We start from the raw sequence: 16933 nt of genomic DNA, 5'->3' as shown, positions 1-16933 counted from the left end.
CATGGATATTAAACGCACGATCCTGATCGCCGCGCTGGCAGTCGTGTCCTACGTCATGGTCCTGAAGTGGAACGATGACTACGGCCAGGCTGCCCTGCCGACTCAGAATACTGCTGCCAGCACTGTTGCTCCGGGCTTGCCCGATGGCGTGCCGGCCGGTAACAACGGCGCCAGCGCCGATGTACCGAGCGCCAACGCCGAATCGAGCCCTGCCGAACTGGCACCGGTCGCACTCAGCAAGGACCTGATCCGAGTCAAGACCGACGTTCTGGAACTGGCTATCGATCCGGTCGGTGGTGACATCGTCCAGTTGAACCTGCCGAAGTACCCACGCCGTCAAGACCACCCGAACATTCCGTTCCAGTTGTTCGACAACGGTGGTGAGCGTGTTTACCTGGCACAAAGCGGTCTGACCGGTGCCAACGGCCCGGATGCCCGCGCCAGCGGCCGCCCGCTGTATGCCGCCGAGCAGAAGAGCTACCAGCTGGCCGACGGCCAGGAACAACTGGTGGTCGACCTGAAGTTCAGCGACAACGGTGTCAACTACATCAAGCGCTTCAGCTTCAAGCGCGGTGAGTACGACCTGGGTGTCAGCTACCTGATCGACAACCAGAGCGACCAGGCCTGGAGCGGCAACATGTTTGCCCAGCTCAAGCGTGACGCCAGCGGCGATCCGTCCTCGAGCACTGCCACTGGCACCGCAACCTACCTGGGCGCAGCCCTGTGGACAGCTTCCGAGCCTTACAAAAAGGTCTCGATGAAGGACATCGACAAAGGTAGTTTGAAAGAAAATGTGTCCGGCGGCTGGGTTGCCTGGCTGCAGCACTACTTCGTGACCGCCTGGATTCCGGCCAAGTCGGACAACAACGTTGTCCAGACCCGCAAGGACAGCCAGGGCAACTACATCATCGGCTACACCGGCCCAGCCCTCAGCGTACCTGCAGGTGGCAAGGTCGAAACCAGCGCCATGCTGTACGCCGGCCCGAAGATCCAGTCCAAGCTGAAAGAGTTGTCCCCAGGCCTGGAACTGACCGTCGACTACGGCTTCCTGTGGTTCATCGCCCAGCCGATCTTCTGGCTGCTGCAACATATCCACAGCCTGCTGGGTAACTGGGGCTGGTCGATCATCGTGCTGACCATGCTGATCAAAGGCCTGTTCTTCCCGCTGTCGGCTGCCAGCTACCGCTCCATGGCGCGCATGCGTGCTGTTGCGCCCAAGCTCGCCGCGCTGAAGGAACGCTTCGGTGACGATCGCCAGAAGATGTCCCAGGCGATGATGGAGCTGTACAAGAAAGAGAAGATCAACCCGCTGGGCGGCTGCCTGCCGATCCTGGTGCAGATGCCGGTATTCCTGGCCCTGTACTGGGTACTGCTGGAAAGCGTAGAAATGCGCCAGGCCCCTTGGATGCTGTGGATTACCGACCTGTCGATCAAGGATCCGTTCTTCATCCTGCCGATCATCATGGGCGCCACCATGTTCATCCAGCAGCGCCTGAACCCGACGCCGCCGGATCCGATGCAGGCCAAGGTGATGAAAATGATGCCGATCATCTTCACCTTCTTCTTCCTGTGGTTCCCGGCTGGTCTGGTGCTGTACTGGGTTGTGAACAACTGCCTGTCGATTTCGCAGCAGTGGTACATCACTCGCCGTATCGAAGCAGCCACCAAAAAAGCTGCTGCTTGACGGGCTAGTACGCTAGCCTGTGAATAAAAAACGCCCCCTAGTGGGGCGTTTTTGCTATCTGTCGTTTTTGTCGTAGAGGCTTTCGAGCATGAACACTGTGCGTGAAACCATCGCCGCCATCGCCACCGCCCAAGGCCGGGGTGGTGTGGGTATTGTCAGGTTGTCCGGCCCGCTGGCCAGCAAGGCCGGCCAGTTGATCACCGGCCGTACGCTGACCCCCCGCCATGCCCATTACGGCCCGTTCCGCGACGATGAAGGGCTGGTGCTGGACGAGGGGATTGCGCTGTTCTTCCCTGGGCCGAATTCGTTCACCGGCGAAGATGTGCTCGAACTGCAGGGCCACGGTGGCCCGGTGGTCCTGGACATGCTGCTGCAGCGCTGTGTACAAGTTGGCTGTCGTCTGGCCCGCCCGGGCGAGTTCAGCGAACGCGCGTTTCTCAACGACAAGCTCGACCTGGCCCAGGCCGAAGCCATTGCCGACCTGATCGAGGCAAGCTCCAGCCAGGCGGCGCGCAATGCCCTGCGCTCGCTGCAGGGGGAATTCTCCAAGCGTGTGCACACCCTGACCGAAGCGTTGATTGCCCTGCGCATCTACGTAGAGGCGGCGATCGACTTCCCAGAGGAGGAGATCGACTTCCTCGCCGATGGCCACGTGCTGTCGATGCTCGATGCAGTGCGCGGCGAGTTATCCACTGTGCAACGTGAAGCCGGGCAGGGTGCCTTGCTGCGTGACGGCATGACGGTGGTCATCGCCGGGCGTCCGAACGCCGGCAAGTCGAGCCTGCTTAACCAGCTGGCGGGTCGGGAAGCCGCCATTGTCACCGATATCGCCGGCACCACCCGGGACATCCTGCGCGAACATATCCACATCGACGGCATGCCGCTGCACGTGGTCGATACCGCCGGTTTGCGTGATACCGATGACCATGTGGAAAAGATCGGTGTAGAGCGCGCCCTGAAGGCCATTGGCGAGGCCGATCGTGTGTTGCTGGTGGTCGACTCCACCGCGCCAGAGGCCAGCGACCCGTTCGCCCTGTGGCCCGAGTTTCTCGATCAGCGGCCCGACCCGGCCAAGGTCACGCTTATTCGCAACAAAGCCGACCTCAGCGGTGAGCGGGTAGCGCTGGAACAGTGCGATGACGGCCATGTGACCATCACCCTCAGCGCCAAGGGCGACGACACAGGGCTGCAACTGCTGCGCGACCATCTGAAGGCCTGCATGGGTTACGAACAGACGGCAGAGAGTGGTTTCAGCGCCCGCCGGCGCCATCTGGATGCCTTGCGCCAGGCCAGCGAGCACCTGGAGCACGGCCGTGCCCAATTGACCTTGGCGGGCGCAGGAGAGCTTCTGGCAGAGGACTTGCGCCAGGCACAGCATGCCCTGGGGGAAATTACCGGGGCATTCAGCTCGGATGACCTGCTGGGGCGGATTTTCTCCAGCTTCTGCATCGGTAAGTAATCCACAGCCAGTCAAGGCCAAGCGCCGCTCCTTCGGGAGCGGCTTTTTTTTGCCTGAAATTCATTGCAGGAGATAACCAGATTCAGGCCAGCGGAGGACCTGTGGGAGCGGGCTTGCCCGCGAAGAGGCCAGTACGACCGCTAAATTTCATGGCTGGCCCGAGGCTTTCCCGAGGCTTTCCCGAAAAAAACCGCTGCCGCATTGGACGAATCTGGCGGCAGTTTGAGTTTTTTTTCATGCACAGATGGAAAACTGTGCTCAGGAGCCCTGTGGAAAACTAGCCTTCAGCTCAGTTGATAAGGAGGCTTTTTTTCTGAGGAAAAATGCGCCTGTGGGTAAATAGCCATTTCATCCACAGGCTAAATGACGTTATCCATAGCCCTCATGGCACTCCAGTAACAGGGTTTAATTTCTCTCTACAGAGCGCCATCCGTGACCTACAAGACTTTATCCACAGATATCGCTGTGCATAAGAATAAACATAAAAACAAAGCTTTTATAAATTTCTTCTTGTTGATTTCTGTTGTCTGCCACTCATCCACAGACTGGTCAAAATTTGCTCAGACGGTTTCTTTAAAGGGGGTGAAGTCCCTATACTTGTCGGCTTACCTTCTCTATTCGCAAAAACAGGCACGAGGTGCGTGGTGGATTTCCCTTCCCGTTTTGAAGTGATCGTCATCGGCGGCGGCCATGCCGGTACCGAGGCTGCGCTTGCGTCTGCACGCATGGGTGTGAAAACCCTGCTGCTGACCCATAACGTGGAAACCCTCGGTCACATGAGCTGCAACCCCGCCATCGGCGGTATTGGCAAAAGCCATCTGGTGAAAGAGATTGATGCCCTCGGCGGCGCCATGGCGCTGGCCACCGACAAGAGCGGCATCCAGTTCCGCGTTCTGAACAACCGCAAGGGCCCGGCGGTACGCGCCACCCGTGCACAGGCCGACCGCGCCATCTACAAGGCGGTGGTGCGTGAAATCCTGGAAAACCAGCCGAACCTGTGGATATTCCAGCAGTCCTGCGACGACCTGATCGTCGAGCAGGACCAGGTCAAGGGCGTGGTTACCCAGATGGGTTTGCGTTTCTTCGCCGACTCGGTGGTACTGACCACCGGTACCTTCCTCGGCGGGCTTATTCACATTGGTCTGCAAAACCATTCCGGTGGCCGTGCCGGTGATCCACCCTCGATCGCCCTGGCCCACCGCATGCGTGAACTGCCGCTGCGCGTCGGCCGCCTGAAAACCGGTACTCCGCCACGCATCGATGGCCGCTCTGTGGATTTCTCGGTGATGACCGAGCAGCCAGGTGATACGCCGATCCCGGTCATGTCCTTCATGGGCAATGCCGAAATGCACCCGCGGCAGGTGAGCTGCTGGATTACCCACACCAATGCGCGTACCCACGAGATCATCGCCTCGAACCTTGATCGTTCGCCGATGTACTCGGGTGTGATCGAAGGCGTCGGCCCGCGCTACTGCCCATCGATCGAAGACAAGATCCACCGCTTTGCCGACAAGGAAAGCCACCAGGTGTTCATCGAGCCGGAAGGCCTGAACACCCATGAGCTGTACCCCAACGGTATTTCCACTTCGCTGCCGTTCGACGTGCAGCTGGAGCTGGTGCGTTCGATCCGCGGCATGGAAAACGCCCACATCGTCCGCCCGGGCTACGCCATCGAGTACGACTACTTCGACCCGCGTGACCTCAAGTACAGCCTCGAGACCAAAGTCATCGGCGGCCTGTTCTTCGCCGGGCAGATCAACGGCACCACCGGTTACGAAGAAGCCGGTGCCCAGGGCCTGCTGGCCGGGACCAACGCCGCATTGCGCGCGCAGGGCCGCGACAGCTGGTGCCCGCGCCGCGACGAGGCGTACATCGGGGTGCTGGTCGACGACCTGATCACCCTGGGTACCCAGGAGCCGTACCGCATGTTCACCTCGCGTGCCGAGTACCGCTTGATCCTGCGCGAAGACAACGCCGACCTGCGCCTGACCGAGAAGGGCCGTGAACTGGGCTTGATCGACGATCAGCGCTGGGCCGCCTTCTGCGCCAAGCGTGACGGCATCGAGCGTGAGGAACAGCGCCTGAAGTCGACCTGGGTACGGCCGAACACCGAGCAAGGCCAAGCCATTGTGGATAAGTTCGGCACGCCGCTCAGCCACGAGTACAGCCTGCTCAACCTGCTGGCGCGCCCGGAAATCGACTACGCCGGGCTGATCGAGGCGACCGGCGGTGACGCAATCGATCCACAGGTCGCCGAGCAGGTCGAGATCCGCACCAAGTACGCCGGCTACATCGACCGCCAGCAGGATGAAATCGCTCGCCTGCGCGCCAGCGAAGACACCCGCCTGCCTGTGGATATCGACTACACGACGATTTCCGGCCTGTCCAAGGAGATACAGGGCAAGCTTGGCCAGACCCGTCCGGAAACCCTGGGCCAGGCTTCGCGCATCCCTGGCGTGACCCCGGCGGCGATTTCCCTGTTGCTGATTTACTTGAAAAAACGCGGCGCTGGCCGCGAATTGGAGCAAAGCGCTTGAGTTCCCTGGTCACCCCGCAACACGCCGAAGAGTTGTCCACAGGTGCACGCCAGCTCGGTGTCGAGCTGAGCGCCGAGCATCACGAGAAACTGCTTGGCTACCTGGCCCTGTTGATCAAATGGAACAAAGCCTACAACCTCACTGCTGTGCGCGATCCGGACGAGATGGTGTCGCGCCATCTGCTCGACAGCCTGAGCGTCATGTCGTTTATCCACAGCGAGCGTGACAACTGGCTGGACGTCGGCAGCGGCGGTGGCATGCCGGGTATTCCATTGGCTATCCTGCATCCACACAAGCGCGTGACGGTGCTGGACTCCAACGGCAAGAAGACCCGCTTCCTGACCCAGGTGAAAATGGAGCTCAAACTGGACAACCTTACGGTTATCCACAGCCGGGTCGAAGCCTTCCAGCCGGCTCAGCCGTTCGACGGAATCATCTCCCGCGCCTTCAGCAGCATGGAGAACTTCACCAACTGGACCCGCCATCTGGGCGACACCGGGACGCAATGGCTTGCAATGAAGGGGCTGCATCCTGCCGATGAACTGGTAGCATTGCCCGCAGACTTCACAGTGGAAAGCGAACAGGCCCTGACCGTTCCAGGTTGCCAGGGCCAGCGCCATCTGCTGATACTGCGCCGCAAGGCATGACTGGGAACACGCGCATCAATGGCTAAGGTATTCGCAATCGCGAACCAGAAAGGTGGTGTAGGCAAGACCACCACCTGTATCAATCTCGCCGCCTCGCTGGCCGCGACCAAGCGCCGTGTGCTGCTGATCGACCTCGATCCGCAGGGCAACGCCACCATGGGCAGCGGTGTGGACAAGCACGAGCTCGAGCACTCGGTCTACGACCTGCTGATCGGGGAATGCGACCTGGCCCAGGCCATGCATTACTCCGAGCACGGTGGATTCCAGTTGCTGCCGGCCAACCGCGACCTGACCGCCGCCGAGGTGGTGCTGCTGGAAATGCAGGTCAAGGAGAGCCGTCTGCGCAACGCCCTGGCGCCCATCCGTGAGAACTACGACTACATCCTCATCGACTGCCCGCCGTCGCTGTCGATGCTCACGCTCAACGCCCTGGTCGCTTCCGATGGCGTGATCATCCCCATGCAGTGCGAGTACTACGCACTGGAAGGTCTCAGCGACCTTGTGGATAACATCAAGCGCATCGCCGCCCGGTTGAACCCGGAGCTGAAGATCGAGGGTTTGCTGCGGACCATGTACGATCCTCGCCTGAGCCTGAACAACGATGTTTCGGCGCAGCTGAAGGAACACTTTGGCCCGCAGCTGTACGACACGGTCATTCCGCGCAACATTCGCCTGGCCGAGGCCCCCAGCTTCGGCATGCCGGCCCTGGCCTACGACAAGCAATCGCGCGGCGCGCTGGCTTATCTGGCCCTGGCTGGGGAACTGGTTCGCCGTCAGCGCCGTCCATCACGCACTGCACAAACAACTTAAGGAATCCGTATGGCCGTCAAGAAACGGGGTCTCGGACGTGGGTTGGATGCACTGCTCAGTGGTCCTTCCGTCAGCGCGCTCGAAGAGCAGGCTGTGAAGATCGACCAGAAAGAACTGCAACACCTGCCGGTCGAGCTGATCCAGCGTGGCAAGTACCAGCCGCGCCGGGACATGGACCCGCAGGCGCTGGAAGAGCTCGCGCACTCGATTCGCAGCCATGGCGTCATGCAACCGATCGTGGTCCGCCCGGTTGGCGACAACCGCTACGAGATCATCGCCGGTGAGCGCCGCTGGCGCGCGACCCAGCAGGCCGGCCTGGACACGATCCCGGCCATGGTCCGCGAAGTGGCCGATGAAGCCGCCATTGCCATGGCGCTGATCGAGAACATCCAGCGCGAAGACCTCAACCCGCTGGAAGAGGCCATGGCCCTGCAGCGCCTGCAGCAGGAATTCGAGCTCACCCAGCAACAGGTGGCTGATGCCGTGGGCAAGTCGCGGGTAACCGTGGCCAACCTGCTGCGCCTGATCACGCTGCCGGAGGCGATCAAGACCATGCTCGCCCACGGTGACCTGGAGATGGGTCACGCACGCGCATTGCTCGGCCTGGACGAAAACCGTCAGGAGGAGGGGGCGCGTCATGTTGTCGCACGTGGCCTTACCGTGCGCCAAACCGAGGCACTGGTTCGTCAGTGGCTCAGTGACAAGCCTGATCCGGTCGAACCGAGCAAACCTGATCCGGATATCGCACGCCTTGAACAGCGGCTCGCAGAGCGCCTGGGCTCGGCCGTTCAGATCCGTCATGGCAACAAGGGCAAAGGCCAGTTGGTTATTCGTTACAACTCGCTTGACGAGTTGCAAGGCGTGCTTGCTCACATCCGCTGAAACAATTCCTGTTGTAGCGCGCAGTCGGAAATCACTACGAAGAGTTGAATAGGGGTTAATCCACCCCTATACTCTGCGCGCATTTTGTCGGCACAAATTATGCCAAGTCATAGCTGACTTGTTGGTCGACTTCCGAGGAGCAGTTGTGATGGAAATCCGCACGCCAAACCGCCTGCCTTTCCATCGCTGGGCGGTTTTTCCGGTACTGCTGGCTCAATTTGTCGTACTGCTGCTGGCAACGTTGGTGTTGTGGCAGTGGAAAGGGGCGGTCAGTGGATATTCAGGCCTTTGCGGAGGTTTGATTGCTTGGCTGCCCAATGTGTATTTCGCCTGGAAGGCTTTTCGCTTCAGCGGAGCTCGGGCAGCACAGGCTATCGTCAAGTCGTTTTACGCTGGCGAGGCAGGCAAGATGATTTTGACGGCAGTGCTTTTTGCACTGACCTTCGCAGGAGTGAAGCCACTGGCGCCGTTAGCAGTCTTCGGCGTCTTCGTGTTGACCCTTTGGGTCAGCTGGTTCGCGCCCCTGCTGATGAATAAAAGACTTTCGAGACCTTAGGGCGTTTGAGGCAACCATGGCAGCAGAAACCGCTTCGGGCTATATCCAGCACCACTTGCAGAACCTGACCTACGGTCAACTACCAGACGGCAGCTGGGGCTTCGCCCATTCGGCTGCAGAAGCCAAGGCAATGGGCTTCTGGGCGTTCCACCTGGACACCCTGGGTTGGTCCGTCGCGCTGGGTCTGATCTTCCTGTTCATCTTCCGCATGGCGGCCAAGAAGGCGACTTCCGGCCAACCCGGCGGCCTGCAGAACTTCGTTGAAGTGATGGTCGACTTCGTCAACGGCAGCGTGAAGGACTCCTTCCACGGCCGTAGCCCGGTAATTGCACCGCTGGCGCTGACCATTTTCGTCTGGGTATTCCTGATGAACGCCGTCGACCTGGTACCGGTCGACTGGATTCCTCAGCTGGCCATCCTGATTTCCGGTGACCCGCACATTCCGTTCCGCGCCGTGTCGACCACCGACCCGAACGCGACCCTGGCCATGGCCTTCAGCGTGTTCGCCCTGATCATCTTCTACAGCATCAAGGTCAAGGGCCTGGGCGGCTTCCTCGGTGAGCTGACCCTGCACCCGTTCGGCAGCAAGAACATCTTCCTGCAGATCCTGCTGATTCCGGTCAACTTCCTGCTGGAATTCGTCACCCTGATCGCCAAGCCGATCTCGCTGGCACTGCGTCTGTTCGGCAACATGTATGCCGGCGAACTGGTGTTCATCCTGATCGCGGTCATGTTCGGTTCGGGCCTGCTGTGGCTCAGCGGCCTGGGTGTGGTGCTGCAATGGGCGTGGGCTGTGTTCCACATCCTGATCATCACCCTGCAAGCTTTCATCTTCATGATGCTGACCATCGTCTACCTGTCGATGGCGCACGAAGATAACCATTAAGACCGCCTGGCGTGTCTGATAGCCTTCCCCGCCTGTTCGGGGGGAGGGCTTAAAAAGTCCGCAAGGGCAGCTGTACTCACGATTTGTTTTACCGCTTCAAACTAAAAACCTAACCAATACGACGTAAAAGTCGGGAGGAAAGATGGAAACTGTAGTTGGTCTGACCGCTATCGCTGTTGCTCTGCTGATCGGCCTGGGTGCTCTGGGTACCGCCATTGGTTTCGGCCTGCTGGGCGGCAAATTCCTGGAAGGCGCTGCTCGTCAACCAGAAATGGTTCCGATGCTGCAGGTTAAAATGTTCATCGTTGCCGGTCTGCTCGACGCCGTAACCATGATCGGTGTTGGTATCGCTCTGTTCTTCACCTTCGCGAATCCGTTCGTTGGTCAGATCGCCGGCTAATCACTCGTCACCACGAGTTGATGGCTGTATGAATTAAGACCGAGCGAGGTGTTGGCGTGAACATTAATGCAACCCTGATTGGCCAATCCGTTGCTTTCCTGATTTTTGTACTCTTCTGCATGAAGTATGTATGGCCTCCGGTCATCACTGCTCTGCAAGAGCGCCAAAAGAAGATTGCCGACGGTTTGGACGCTGCCAACCGCGCAGCTCGCGACCTGGAGCTGGCCCAAGAGAAAGCGGGTCAGCAACTGCGTGAAGCTAAAGCACAGGCAGCCGAAATCATTGAGCAAAGCAAGAAACGCGCTGCTCAGCTTGTCGAGGAAGCCCGTGAACAGGCCCGCGTCGAAGCTGACCGTGTGAAGGCTCAGGCTCTGGCCGAGATCGAACAGGAACTGAACAGCGCTAAAGACGCCCTGCGTGCCCAAGTGGGTGCTCTGGCCGTTGGCGGTGCTGAAAAGATCCTTGGCGCCACAATCGATCAAAACGCGCATGCGGAGCTGGTTAACAAACTGGCCGCTGAAATTTAAGCGAGGGCGATCATGGCAGAACTGACCACGTTGGCCCGACCTTACGCTAAGGCTGCCTTTGAGCATGCCCAGGCCCATCAGCAACTGGCCAATTGGTCAGCCATGCTCGGCCTGGCTGCTGCGGTGTCGCAAGACGACACCATGCAGCGCCTGCTCAAGGCCCCGCGACTGACGAGCGCAGAAAAGGCCGCCACGTTCATTGACGTGTGCGGTGACAAGTTCAATGCACAGGCACAGAATTTCATTCATGTTGCCGCGGAAAACGACCGTCTCCTGCTTCTGCCGGAGATTGCCGCTCTGTTTGACCTGTACAAGGCCGAGCAAGAGAAATCCGTGGACGTGGAAGTCACCAGTGCCTTCGCGTTGAACCAAGAACAGCAAGACAAACTCGCCAAGGTTCTCAGTGCACGGTTAGGCCAGGAAGTGCGCCTGCACGCGTCGGAGGATGCCAGCCTGATTGGCGGCGTCGTCATCCGCGCTGGTGACCTGGTAATCGATGGCTCTGTTCGCGGCAAAATCGCGAAACTGGCCGAAGCATTGAAATCTTGAGTTTGAAGGGGCAGCAGAGCAATGCAGCAACTCAATCCTTCCGAAATTAGTGAAATCATCAAGGGCCGCATCGACAACCTCGATGTGAGCTCCCAAGCCCGTAACGAAGGTACCGTTGTTTCGGTTTCCGACGGTATCGTGCGGATCCACGGTCTGGCCGACGTCATGTACGGCGAAATGATCGAGTTCCCGGGCGGCGTATACGGCATGGCACTGAACCTGGAGCAAGACTCCGTAGGTGCAGTGATCCTGGGTGCCTACGACACCCTCGCCGAAGGCATGAGCGCCAAGTGCACCGGCCGCATCCTGGAAGTTCCGGTTGGTAAGGAACTGCTGGGCCGCGTCGTCGACGCACTGGGCAACCCGATCGACGGCAAAGGTCCTCTGGGCAACACCCAGACCGACGCGGTCGAGAAAGTAGCTCCAGGCGTGATCTGGCGTAAGTCGGTAGACCAGCCTGTACAGACTGGCTACAAATCCGTCGACGCCATGATCCCTGTCGGCCGTGGCCAGCGTGAGCTGATCATCGGTGACCGTCAGATCGGCAAGACCGCCATGGCCATCGACGCCATCATCAACCAGAAAGACTCCGGTATTTTCTGCGTTTATGTTGCTGTCGGCCAGAAGCGTTCCACCGTTGCCAACATCGTTCGCAAGCTGGAAGAAAACGACGCACTGAAAAACACCATCGTGGTGGTTGCCAGTGCCTCGGAATCCGCCGCACTGCAATTCCTGGCGCCATACGCCGGTTGCACCATGGGCGAGTTCTTCCGTGACCGCGGTGAAGACGCTCTGATCGTTTACGATGACCTGTCCAAGCAGGCCGTTGCCTACCGTCAGATCTCCCTGCTGCTGCGCCGTCCACCAGGACGTGAAGCGTACCCAGGCGACGTGTTCTATCTCCACTCCCGTCTGCTGGAGCGTGCATCGCGCGTTTCGGAAGAGTACGTCGAGAAGTTCACCAACGGTGCTGTCACTGGCAAAACCGGTTCCCTGACCGCTCTGCCGATCATCGAAACCCAGGCTGGCGACGTTTCCGCGTTCGTTCCGACCAACGTGATTTCCATCACCGACGGTCAGATCTTCCTGGAATCGGCCATGTTCAACTCGGGCATCCGCCCTGCAGTGAACGCCGGTGTTTCGGTATCCCGCGTAGGTGGTGCCGCTCAGACCAAGATCATCAAGAAGCTGTCCGGTGGTATTCGTACCGCGCTGGCTCAGTACCGTGAACTGGCTGCATTCGCCCAGTTCGCGTCCGATCTGGACGAAGCGACCCGCAAGCAGCTGGAGCATGGTCAGCGCGTTACCGAGCTGATGAAGCAGAAGCAGTACGCGCCAATGTCCATCGCGGACATGGCCCTGTCGCTGTACGCCGCTGAGCGTGGCTTCCTGACCGACGTAGAAGTCTCCAAGATCGGCAGCTTCGAGCAAGCACTGATCGCCTTCTTCAACCGTGATCACGCTGAACTGATGGCGAAGATCAACGTGAAGGGTGACTTCAACGACGAAATCGACGCAGGCCTGAAAGCCGGTATCGAGAAGTTCAAGGCCACCCAGACCTGGTAAGCCGCAGCGGGGGCCCTGGCCCCCGCTTGCTAACCTGATAGGTGATACATGGCAGGCGCAAAAGAGATTCGCAGTAAGATTGCGAGCATCAAAAGCACGCAAAAAATTACCAGCGCCATGGAGAAAGTGGCGGTCAGCAAGATGCGCAGGGCACAAATGCGCATGGCTGCTAGCCGTCCTTACGCGGAGCGTATCCGCCAGGTGATCGGTCATCTGGCCAACGCCAACCCGGAATACCGCCACCCGTTCATGATCGAGCGCCCTGTAAAGCGCGCCGGTTATATCGTGGTGAGCAGTGACCGTGGTCTGTGCGGTGGCTTGAATACCAACCTGTTCAAGGCCTTGGTCAAGGACATGAGCGCAAACCGCGAACAGGGCGTGGAAATCGACCTGTGCGTGATCGGCAGCAAGGGTGCGACTTTCTTCCGCATCTTTGGCGGCAACGTCGTAGCAGCGATCAGCCACTTGGGCGAAGAGCCATCGATCAACGATCTGATCGGCTCCGTCAAAGTGATGCTGGACGCCTACCTGGACGGCCGTATCGATCGCCTCTCGGTGGTTTCGAACAAGTTCATCAACACCATGACCCAGAAACCAACGGTCGAGCAATTGGTACCGTTGGTGGCAACCCCGGATCAGGAACTCAAGCACCACTGGGACTACCTGTACGAACCCGACGCAAAAGAGCTGCTGGACGGCTTGATGGTGCGTTACGTGGAGTCGCAGGTATACCAGGCGGTGGTCGAGAACAACGCTGCTGAACAAGCGGCCCGGATGATCGCCATGAAAAACGCCACAGACAACGCCGGTGATTTGATCAAAGAGCTCCAATTGATCTACAACAAGGCGCGTCAGGCTGCGATCACCCAGGAGATCTCGGAAATCGTCGGCGGCGCTGCCGCGGTTTAACGGTTCACATATTCAGAGGATCCAGCTATGAGTAGCGGACGTATCGTTCAAATCATCGGCGCCGTCATCGACGTGGAATTCCCACGTGACGGCGTGCCGAGTGTATACAACGCGCTGAAAGTACAAGGCGCGGAAACCACCCTCGAAGTTCAGCAGCAGCTGGGCGACGGCGTGGTTCGTACCATTGCGATGGGCTCCACCGAAGGCTTGAAGCGCGGTCTGGACGTCGTCGACACCGGTGCTGCCATTTCCGTTCCTGTTGGTAAGGCCACTCTGGGCCGTATCATGGACGTACTGGGCAACCCGATCGACGAAGCCGGCCCGATCGGTGAAGAAGAGCGTCGCGGTATCCACCAGCCAGCGCCTTCGTTCGCTGACCAGGCAGGCGGCAACGACCTGCTGGAAACCGGCATCAAGGTTATCGACCTGGTTTGCCCGTTCGCCAAGGGTGGTAAGGTTGGTCTGTTCGGTGGTGCCGGTGTCGGCAAGACCGTAAACATGATGGAACTGATCCGTAACATCGCCATGGAACACAGCGGTTACTCCGTGTTCGCTGGTGTGGGTGAGCGTACTCGTGAGGGTAACGACTTCTACCACGAGATGAAGGACTCCAACGTTCTCGACAAAGTAGCGCTGGTCTACGGTCAGATGAACGAGCCACCAGGAAACCGTCTGCGCGTAGCGCTGACCGGCCTGACCATGGCTGAGAAGTTCCGTGACGAAGGTAACGACGTTCTGCTGTTCGTCGACAACATCTATCGTTACACCCTGGCCGGTACCGAAGTATCCGCACTGCTGGGCCGTATGCCTTCGGCAGTAGGTTACCAGCCGACCCTGGCTGAAGAGATGGGCGTTCTGCAAGAGCGCATCACCTCCACCAAGGAAGGTTCGATCACCTCCGTCCAGGCCGTATACGTACCTGCGGACGACTTGACCGACCCGTCGCCAGCGACCACCTTCGCCCACTTGGACGCCACCGTCGTTCTGTCCCGTGACATCGCCTCCCTGGGTATCTACCCAGCGGTCGATCCACTGGACTCGACTTCGCGCCAGCTGGACCCGAACGTGATCGGCAACGAGCACTACGACACCGCTCGTGGCGTTCAGTATGTTCTGCAGCGCTACAAAGAGCTGAAGGACATCATTGCGATCCTGGGTATGGACGAACTGTCCGAGACCGACAAGCAACTGGTAGCCCGCGCTCGTAAGATCCAGCGCTTCCTGTCGCAGCCGTTCTTCGTGGCCGAAGTCTTCACCGGTTCGCCAGGCAAGTACGTTTCCCTGAAAGACACCATCGCTGGCTTCAGCGGCATCCTCAAAGGTGACTACGACCACCTGCCAGAACAAGCGTTCTACATGGTCGGCAGCATCGACGAAGCGATCGAGAAAGCCAAGAAACTGTAATTCCTGCGCCCCGCAAGGGGCGCTATCAGGTTGAGGCAAGCAGATGGCTATGACAGTCCATTGCGATATCGTCAGCGCGGAAGGAGAAATTTTCTCCGGTCTGGTCGAGATGGTGGTTGCGCACGGTAACCTGGGTGATCTTGGTATCGCTCCAGGCCACGCGCCGCTGATCACCAATCTGAAGCCAGGTCCGATCACGCTGACCAAGCAGGGTGGTGCCCAAGAGGTGTTCTACATCTCTGGTGGTTTCCTCGAAGTTCAGCCGAACATGGTCAAGGTGCTTGCCGATACCGTGCAACGTGCTGCAGACCTGGATGAAGCGCAAGCTCAGGAAGCCCTCAAGGCTGCCGAGAACGCCCTGAATCTGAAAGGCGCGGACTTCGACTACAGTGCCGCCGCTGCACGTCTGGCCGAGGCCGCAGCCCAGCTGCGTACCGTCCAGCAAATGCGCAAAGGCAAGTAATCGGCCACGGCTGATAACTTCTGTTGCGATTGAGTAAAAGGGTAGCCTCGGCTACCCTTTTTCTTTTTCTGATTTTTCTCCCCCCCGGTCTTTCACTGACCGCCCAGGATTGGTAGCCAGTAATGTCACTCGATATCGTTATTCTCGCCGCCGGCCAAGGCACCCGCATGCGCTCGGCGCTGCCCAAGGTGCTGCACCCGGTAGCCGGCAACTCCATGCTCGGCCATGTTATCCACAGCGCGCGCCAACTGCAGCCGCAAGGTATTCACGTGGTCATTGGTCATGGTGCCGAGCTGGTTCGCGAGCGCCTGGCCGCTGACGACCTGAACTTCGTCATGCAGGAAAAACAGTTGGGTACCGGCCATGCGGTAGCCCAGGCACTGCCGGCCGTGACCGCCGACACCGTGCTGGTGCTGTACGGCGATGTACCGTTGATCGAAGTGGAGACCTTGCAACGTCTGTTGGCCAAGGCCAATGACCAGCAGCTGGGCCTGCTTACGGTCACGCTCGACGACCCGACCGGCTATGGCCGCATCGTGCGTGACGAGCAAGGCCAGGTGACTGCCATCGTTGAGCACAAGGACGCCAACGACGCGCAGAAAGCGATCAAGGAAGGCAACACCGGTATTCTGGCCCTGCCAGCCGCGCGCCTGGCTGACTGGATGGGCCGCCTGTCGAACAACAACGCCCAGGGCGAGTACTACCTGACCGACGTCATCGCCATGGCGGTGGCTGACGGCCTGGTGGTGGCCACCGAACAGCCACACGACCCGATGGAAGTGCAGGGCGCCAACGATCGTCGTCAGCTGTCCGAGCTGGAGCGTCACTACCAGCTGCGTGAAGGCCGCCGCCTGATGGCCCAGGGTGTGACCCTGCGCGACCCGGCGCGCTTCGATGTACGCGGTGAAGTGACCGTTGGTCGTGACGTGCTGATCGACATCAACGTGATTCTCGAAGGCAAGGTGGTCATCGAGGACGATGTGCAGATCGGCCCTAACTGCGTCATCAAGAACACCACCCTGCGCAAAGGCGCGGTGGTCAAGGCCAACAGCCACCTCGAAGGCGCCGTGATGGGTGAGGGCAGCGATGCCGGCCCGTTCGCCCGCCTGCGCCCAGGCAGCGTGCTGGACGCCAAGGCCCATGTGGGTAACTTTGTGGAACTGAAAAACGCCCACCTGGGTGAAGGCGCCAAGGCCGGTCACCTGACCTACCTGGGCGATGCCGAGATTGGTGCGCGCACCAACATTGGCGCTGGCACCATCACCTGCAACTACGATGGCGCCAACAAGTTCAAGACGGTGATGGGCGAGGACGTGTTCATCGGTTCGAACAACTCGCTGGTGGCGCCTGTGGAAATCAAGGCCGGCGCGACCACCGCAGCCGGTTCGACCATCACCCAGACCGTCGAAGCCGCTGACCTGGCTGTGGGCCGTGCGCGCCAGCGCAACATCTCGGGCTGGAAGCGGCCGGAGAAGATCAAGAAGAGCTGAGTTATTCACAGCTGTTTCGATCGAAAGCCGACTTATGTGAATAAGTCGGCTTTTTTTTGGCTGAACGGTTCTCTTTGTGGGAGCGGCCTTGCGTCGCGAAAGGGCTGCAAAGCAGCCCCGGCAATGTGTGCATTCCCGTTGAAACCCTTGGGGCCGCTTTGCGG

General features: G+C 59.5%; 16 protein-coding genes. All 16 read left to right on the top strand.

Annotated features, from left to right (window positions below):
* The first annotated feature begins 1 nt into the window (after position 1).
* The 16 genes from yidC (at position 2) to glmU (ending at position 16769) form a co-directional block, all read left to right on the top strand.
* A complete protein-coding gene (gene yidC, locus AK81_RS14380) occupies positions 2-1684 on the top strand; it encodes a membrane protein insertase YidC (RefSeq protein WP_043199925.1) in 1683 nt (560 codons plus the stop codon).
* Between the two features lie 88 nt (positions 1685-1772).
* Positions 1773-3143, top strand: a complete 1371-nt coding sequence (mnmE, locus tag AK81_RS14375; protein ID WP_043199923.1) for a tRNA uridine-5-carboxymethylaminomethyl(34) synthesis GTPase MnmE — start codon at positions 1773-1775, stop codon at positions 3141-3143.
* Positions 3144-3787: 644 nt separating this feature from the next.
* Complete coding sequence (gene mnmG, locus AK81_RS14370; protein WP_043199941.1) at positions 3788-5680, top strand: tRNA uridine-5-carboxymethylaminomethyl(34) synthesis enzyme MnmG; 1893 nt, start codon at positions 3788-3790, stop codon at positions 5678-5680.
* Positions 5677-6327 carry a 16S rRNA (guanine(527)-N(7))-methyltransferase RsmG gene (gene rsmG / locus AK81_RS14365; RefSeq protein ID WP_043199920.1) on the top strand — a complete coding sequence of 217 codons (651 nt, stop codon included), beginning with the start codon at positions 5677-5679 and terminating at the stop codon, positions 6325-6327. Before mnmG ends, rsmG begins: the two co-directional genes overlap by 4 nt.
* Before the next feature lie 18 nt (positions 6328-6345).
* Positions 6346-7137, top strand: a complete 792-nt coding sequence (locus AK81_RS14360; RefSeq protein ID WP_016502297.1) for a ParA family protein — start codon at positions 6346-6348, stop codon at positions 7135-7137.
* 9 nt (positions 7138-7146) lie between these two features.
* Entirely contained in the window at positions 7147-8019 is an 873-nt protein-coding gene (locus AK81_RS14355) for a ParB/RepB/Spo0J family partition protein (protein ID WP_043199918.1), read from the top strand.
* Between the two features lie 148 nt (positions 8020-8167).
* Positions 8168-8575, top strand: coding sequence for a F0F1 ATP synthase subunit I (locus AK81_RS14350; protein ID WP_043199916.1), 408 nt, complete (start codon positions 8168-8170; stop codon positions 8573-8575).
* Positions 8576-8591: 16 nt separating this feature from the next.
* Positions 8592-9461: a F0F1 ATP synthase subunit A gene (gene atpB, locus AK81_RS14345; RefSeq protein WP_043199915.1), complete on the top strand. Its 870-nt coding sequence runs from the start codon at positions 8592-8594 to the stop codon at positions 9459-9461.
* 142 nt (positions 9462-9603) lie between these two features.
* Positions 9604-9861, top strand: coding sequence for a F0F1 ATP synthase subunit C (gene atpE / locus AK81_RS14340; RefSeq protein WP_003097235.1), 258 nt, complete (start codon positions 9604-9606; stop codon positions 9859-9861).
* A gap of 56 nt (positions 9862-9917) precedes the next feature.
* A complete protein-coding gene (locus tag AK81_RS14335; RefSeq protein WP_003253189.1) occupies positions 9918-10388 on the top strand; it encodes a F0F1 ATP synthase subunit B in 471 nt (156 codons plus the stop codon).
* Between the two features lie 12 nt (positions 10389-10400).
* On the top strand, positions 10401-10937 hold the full coding sequence (locus AK81_RS14330; RefSeq protein ID WP_003253191.1) for a F0F1 ATP synthase subunit delta: 537 nt from the start codon (positions 10401-10403) through the stop codon (positions 10935-10937).
* Positions 10938-10958: 21 nt separating this feature from the next.
* Positions 10959-12503, top strand: coding sequence for a F0F1 ATP synthase subunit alpha (gene atpA, locus AK81_RS14325; protein WP_027592078.1), 1545 nt, complete (start codon positions 10959-10961; stop codon positions 12501-12503).
* Between the two features lie 48 nt (positions 12504-12551).
* The gene (atpG, locus tag AK81_RS14320; RefSeq protein WP_043199913.1) at positions 12552-13412 is read left to right on the top strand and encodes a F0F1 ATP synthase subunit gamma; all 861 of its coding nucleotides are present in this window, start codon (positions 12552-12554) and stop codon (positions 13410-13412) included.
* Positions 13413-13439: 27 nt separating this feature from the next.
* Positions 13440-14816, top strand: a complete 1377-nt coding sequence (atpD, locus tag AK81_RS14315) for a F0F1 ATP synthase subunit beta (protein ID WP_043199911.1) — start codon at positions 13440-13442, stop codon at positions 14814-14816.
* Positions 14817-14859: 43 nt separating this feature from the next.
* Positions 14860-15279 (top strand): F0F1 ATP synthase subunit epsilon, encoded by a 420-nt coding sequence (locus AK81_RS14310; protein ID WP_041167946.1) that lies wholly within the window; start codon positions 14860-14862, stop codon positions 15277-15279.
* A 122-nt stretch (positions 15280-15401) separates the two neighbouring features.
* Positions 15402-16769 (top strand): bifunctional UDP-N-acetylglucosamine diphosphorylase/glucosamine-1-phosphate N-acetyltransferase GlmU, encoded by a 1368-nt coding sequence (gene glmU, locus AK81_RS14305; RefSeq protein ID WP_043199910.1) that lies wholly within the window; start codon positions 15402-15404, stop codon positions 16767-16769.
* Positions 16770-16933 lie beyond the last annotated feature (164 nt).

The sequence above is a fragment of the Pseudomonas putida W15Oct28 genome, from assembly GCF_000708715.2.
Taxonomy (GTDB): domain Bacteria; phylum Pseudomonadota; class Gammaproteobacteria; order Pseudomonadales; family Pseudomonadaceae; genus Aquipseudomonas; species Aquipseudomonas putida_R.
This window is presented reverse-complemented; position numbering and strand designations above follow the sequence as displayed.

Excerpts from the sequence above, each read along its gene's own strand:
- AK81_RS14360 (WP_016502297.1), top strand. The coding sequence starts at position 6,346 with ATGGCTAAGGTATTCGCAATCGCGAACCAGAAAGGTGGTGTAGGCAAG.
- mnmE (WP_043199923.1), top strand. The coding sequence starts at position 1,773 with ATGAACACTGTGCGTGAAACCATCGCCGCCATCGCCACCGCCCAAGGC.
- atpE (WP_003097235.1), top strand. The coding sequence starts at position 9,604 with ATGGAAACTGTAGTTGGTCTGACCGCTATCGCTGTTGCTCTGCTGATC.
- AK81_RS14310 (WP_041167946.1), top strand. The coding sequence starts at position 14,860 with ATGGCTATGACAGTCCATTGCGATATCGTCAGCGCGGAAGGAGAAATT.
- atpB (WP_043199915.1), top strand. The coding sequence starts at position 8,592 with ATGGCAGCAGAAACCGCTTCGGGCTATATCCAGCACCACTTGCAGAAC.
- atpA (WP_027592078.1), top strand. The coding sequence starts at position 10,959 with ATGCAGCAACTCAATCCTTCCGAAATTAGTGAAATCATCAAGGGCCGC.
- yidC (WP_043199925.1), top strand. The coding sequence starts at position 2 with ATGGATATTAAACGCACGATCCTGATCGCCGCGCTGGCAGTCGTGTCC.
- atpG (WP_043199913.1), top strand. The coding sequence starts at position 12,552 with ATGGCAGGCGCAAAAGAGATTCGCAGTAAGATTGCGAGCATCAAAAGC.
- glmU (WP_043199910.1), top strand. The coding sequence starts at position 15,402 with ATGTCACTCGATATCGTTATTCTCGCCGCCGGCCAAGGCACCCGCATG.
- AK81_RS14355 (WP_043199918.1), top strand. The coding sequence starts at position 7,147 with ATGGCCGTCAAGAAACGGGGTCTCGGACGTGGGTTGGATGCACTGCTC.
- AK81_RS14350 (WP_043199916.1), top strand. The coding sequence starts at position 8,168 with ATGGAAATCCGCACGCCAAACCGCCTGCCTTTCCATCGCTGGGCGGTT.
- atpD (WP_043199911.1), top strand. The coding sequence starts at position 13,440 with ATGAGTAGCGGACGTATCGTTCAAATCATCGGCGCCGTCATCGACGTG.
- AK81_RS14330 (WP_003253191.1), top strand. The coding sequence starts at position 10,401 with ATGGCAGAACTGACCACGTTGGCCCGACCTTACGCTAAGGCTGCCTTT.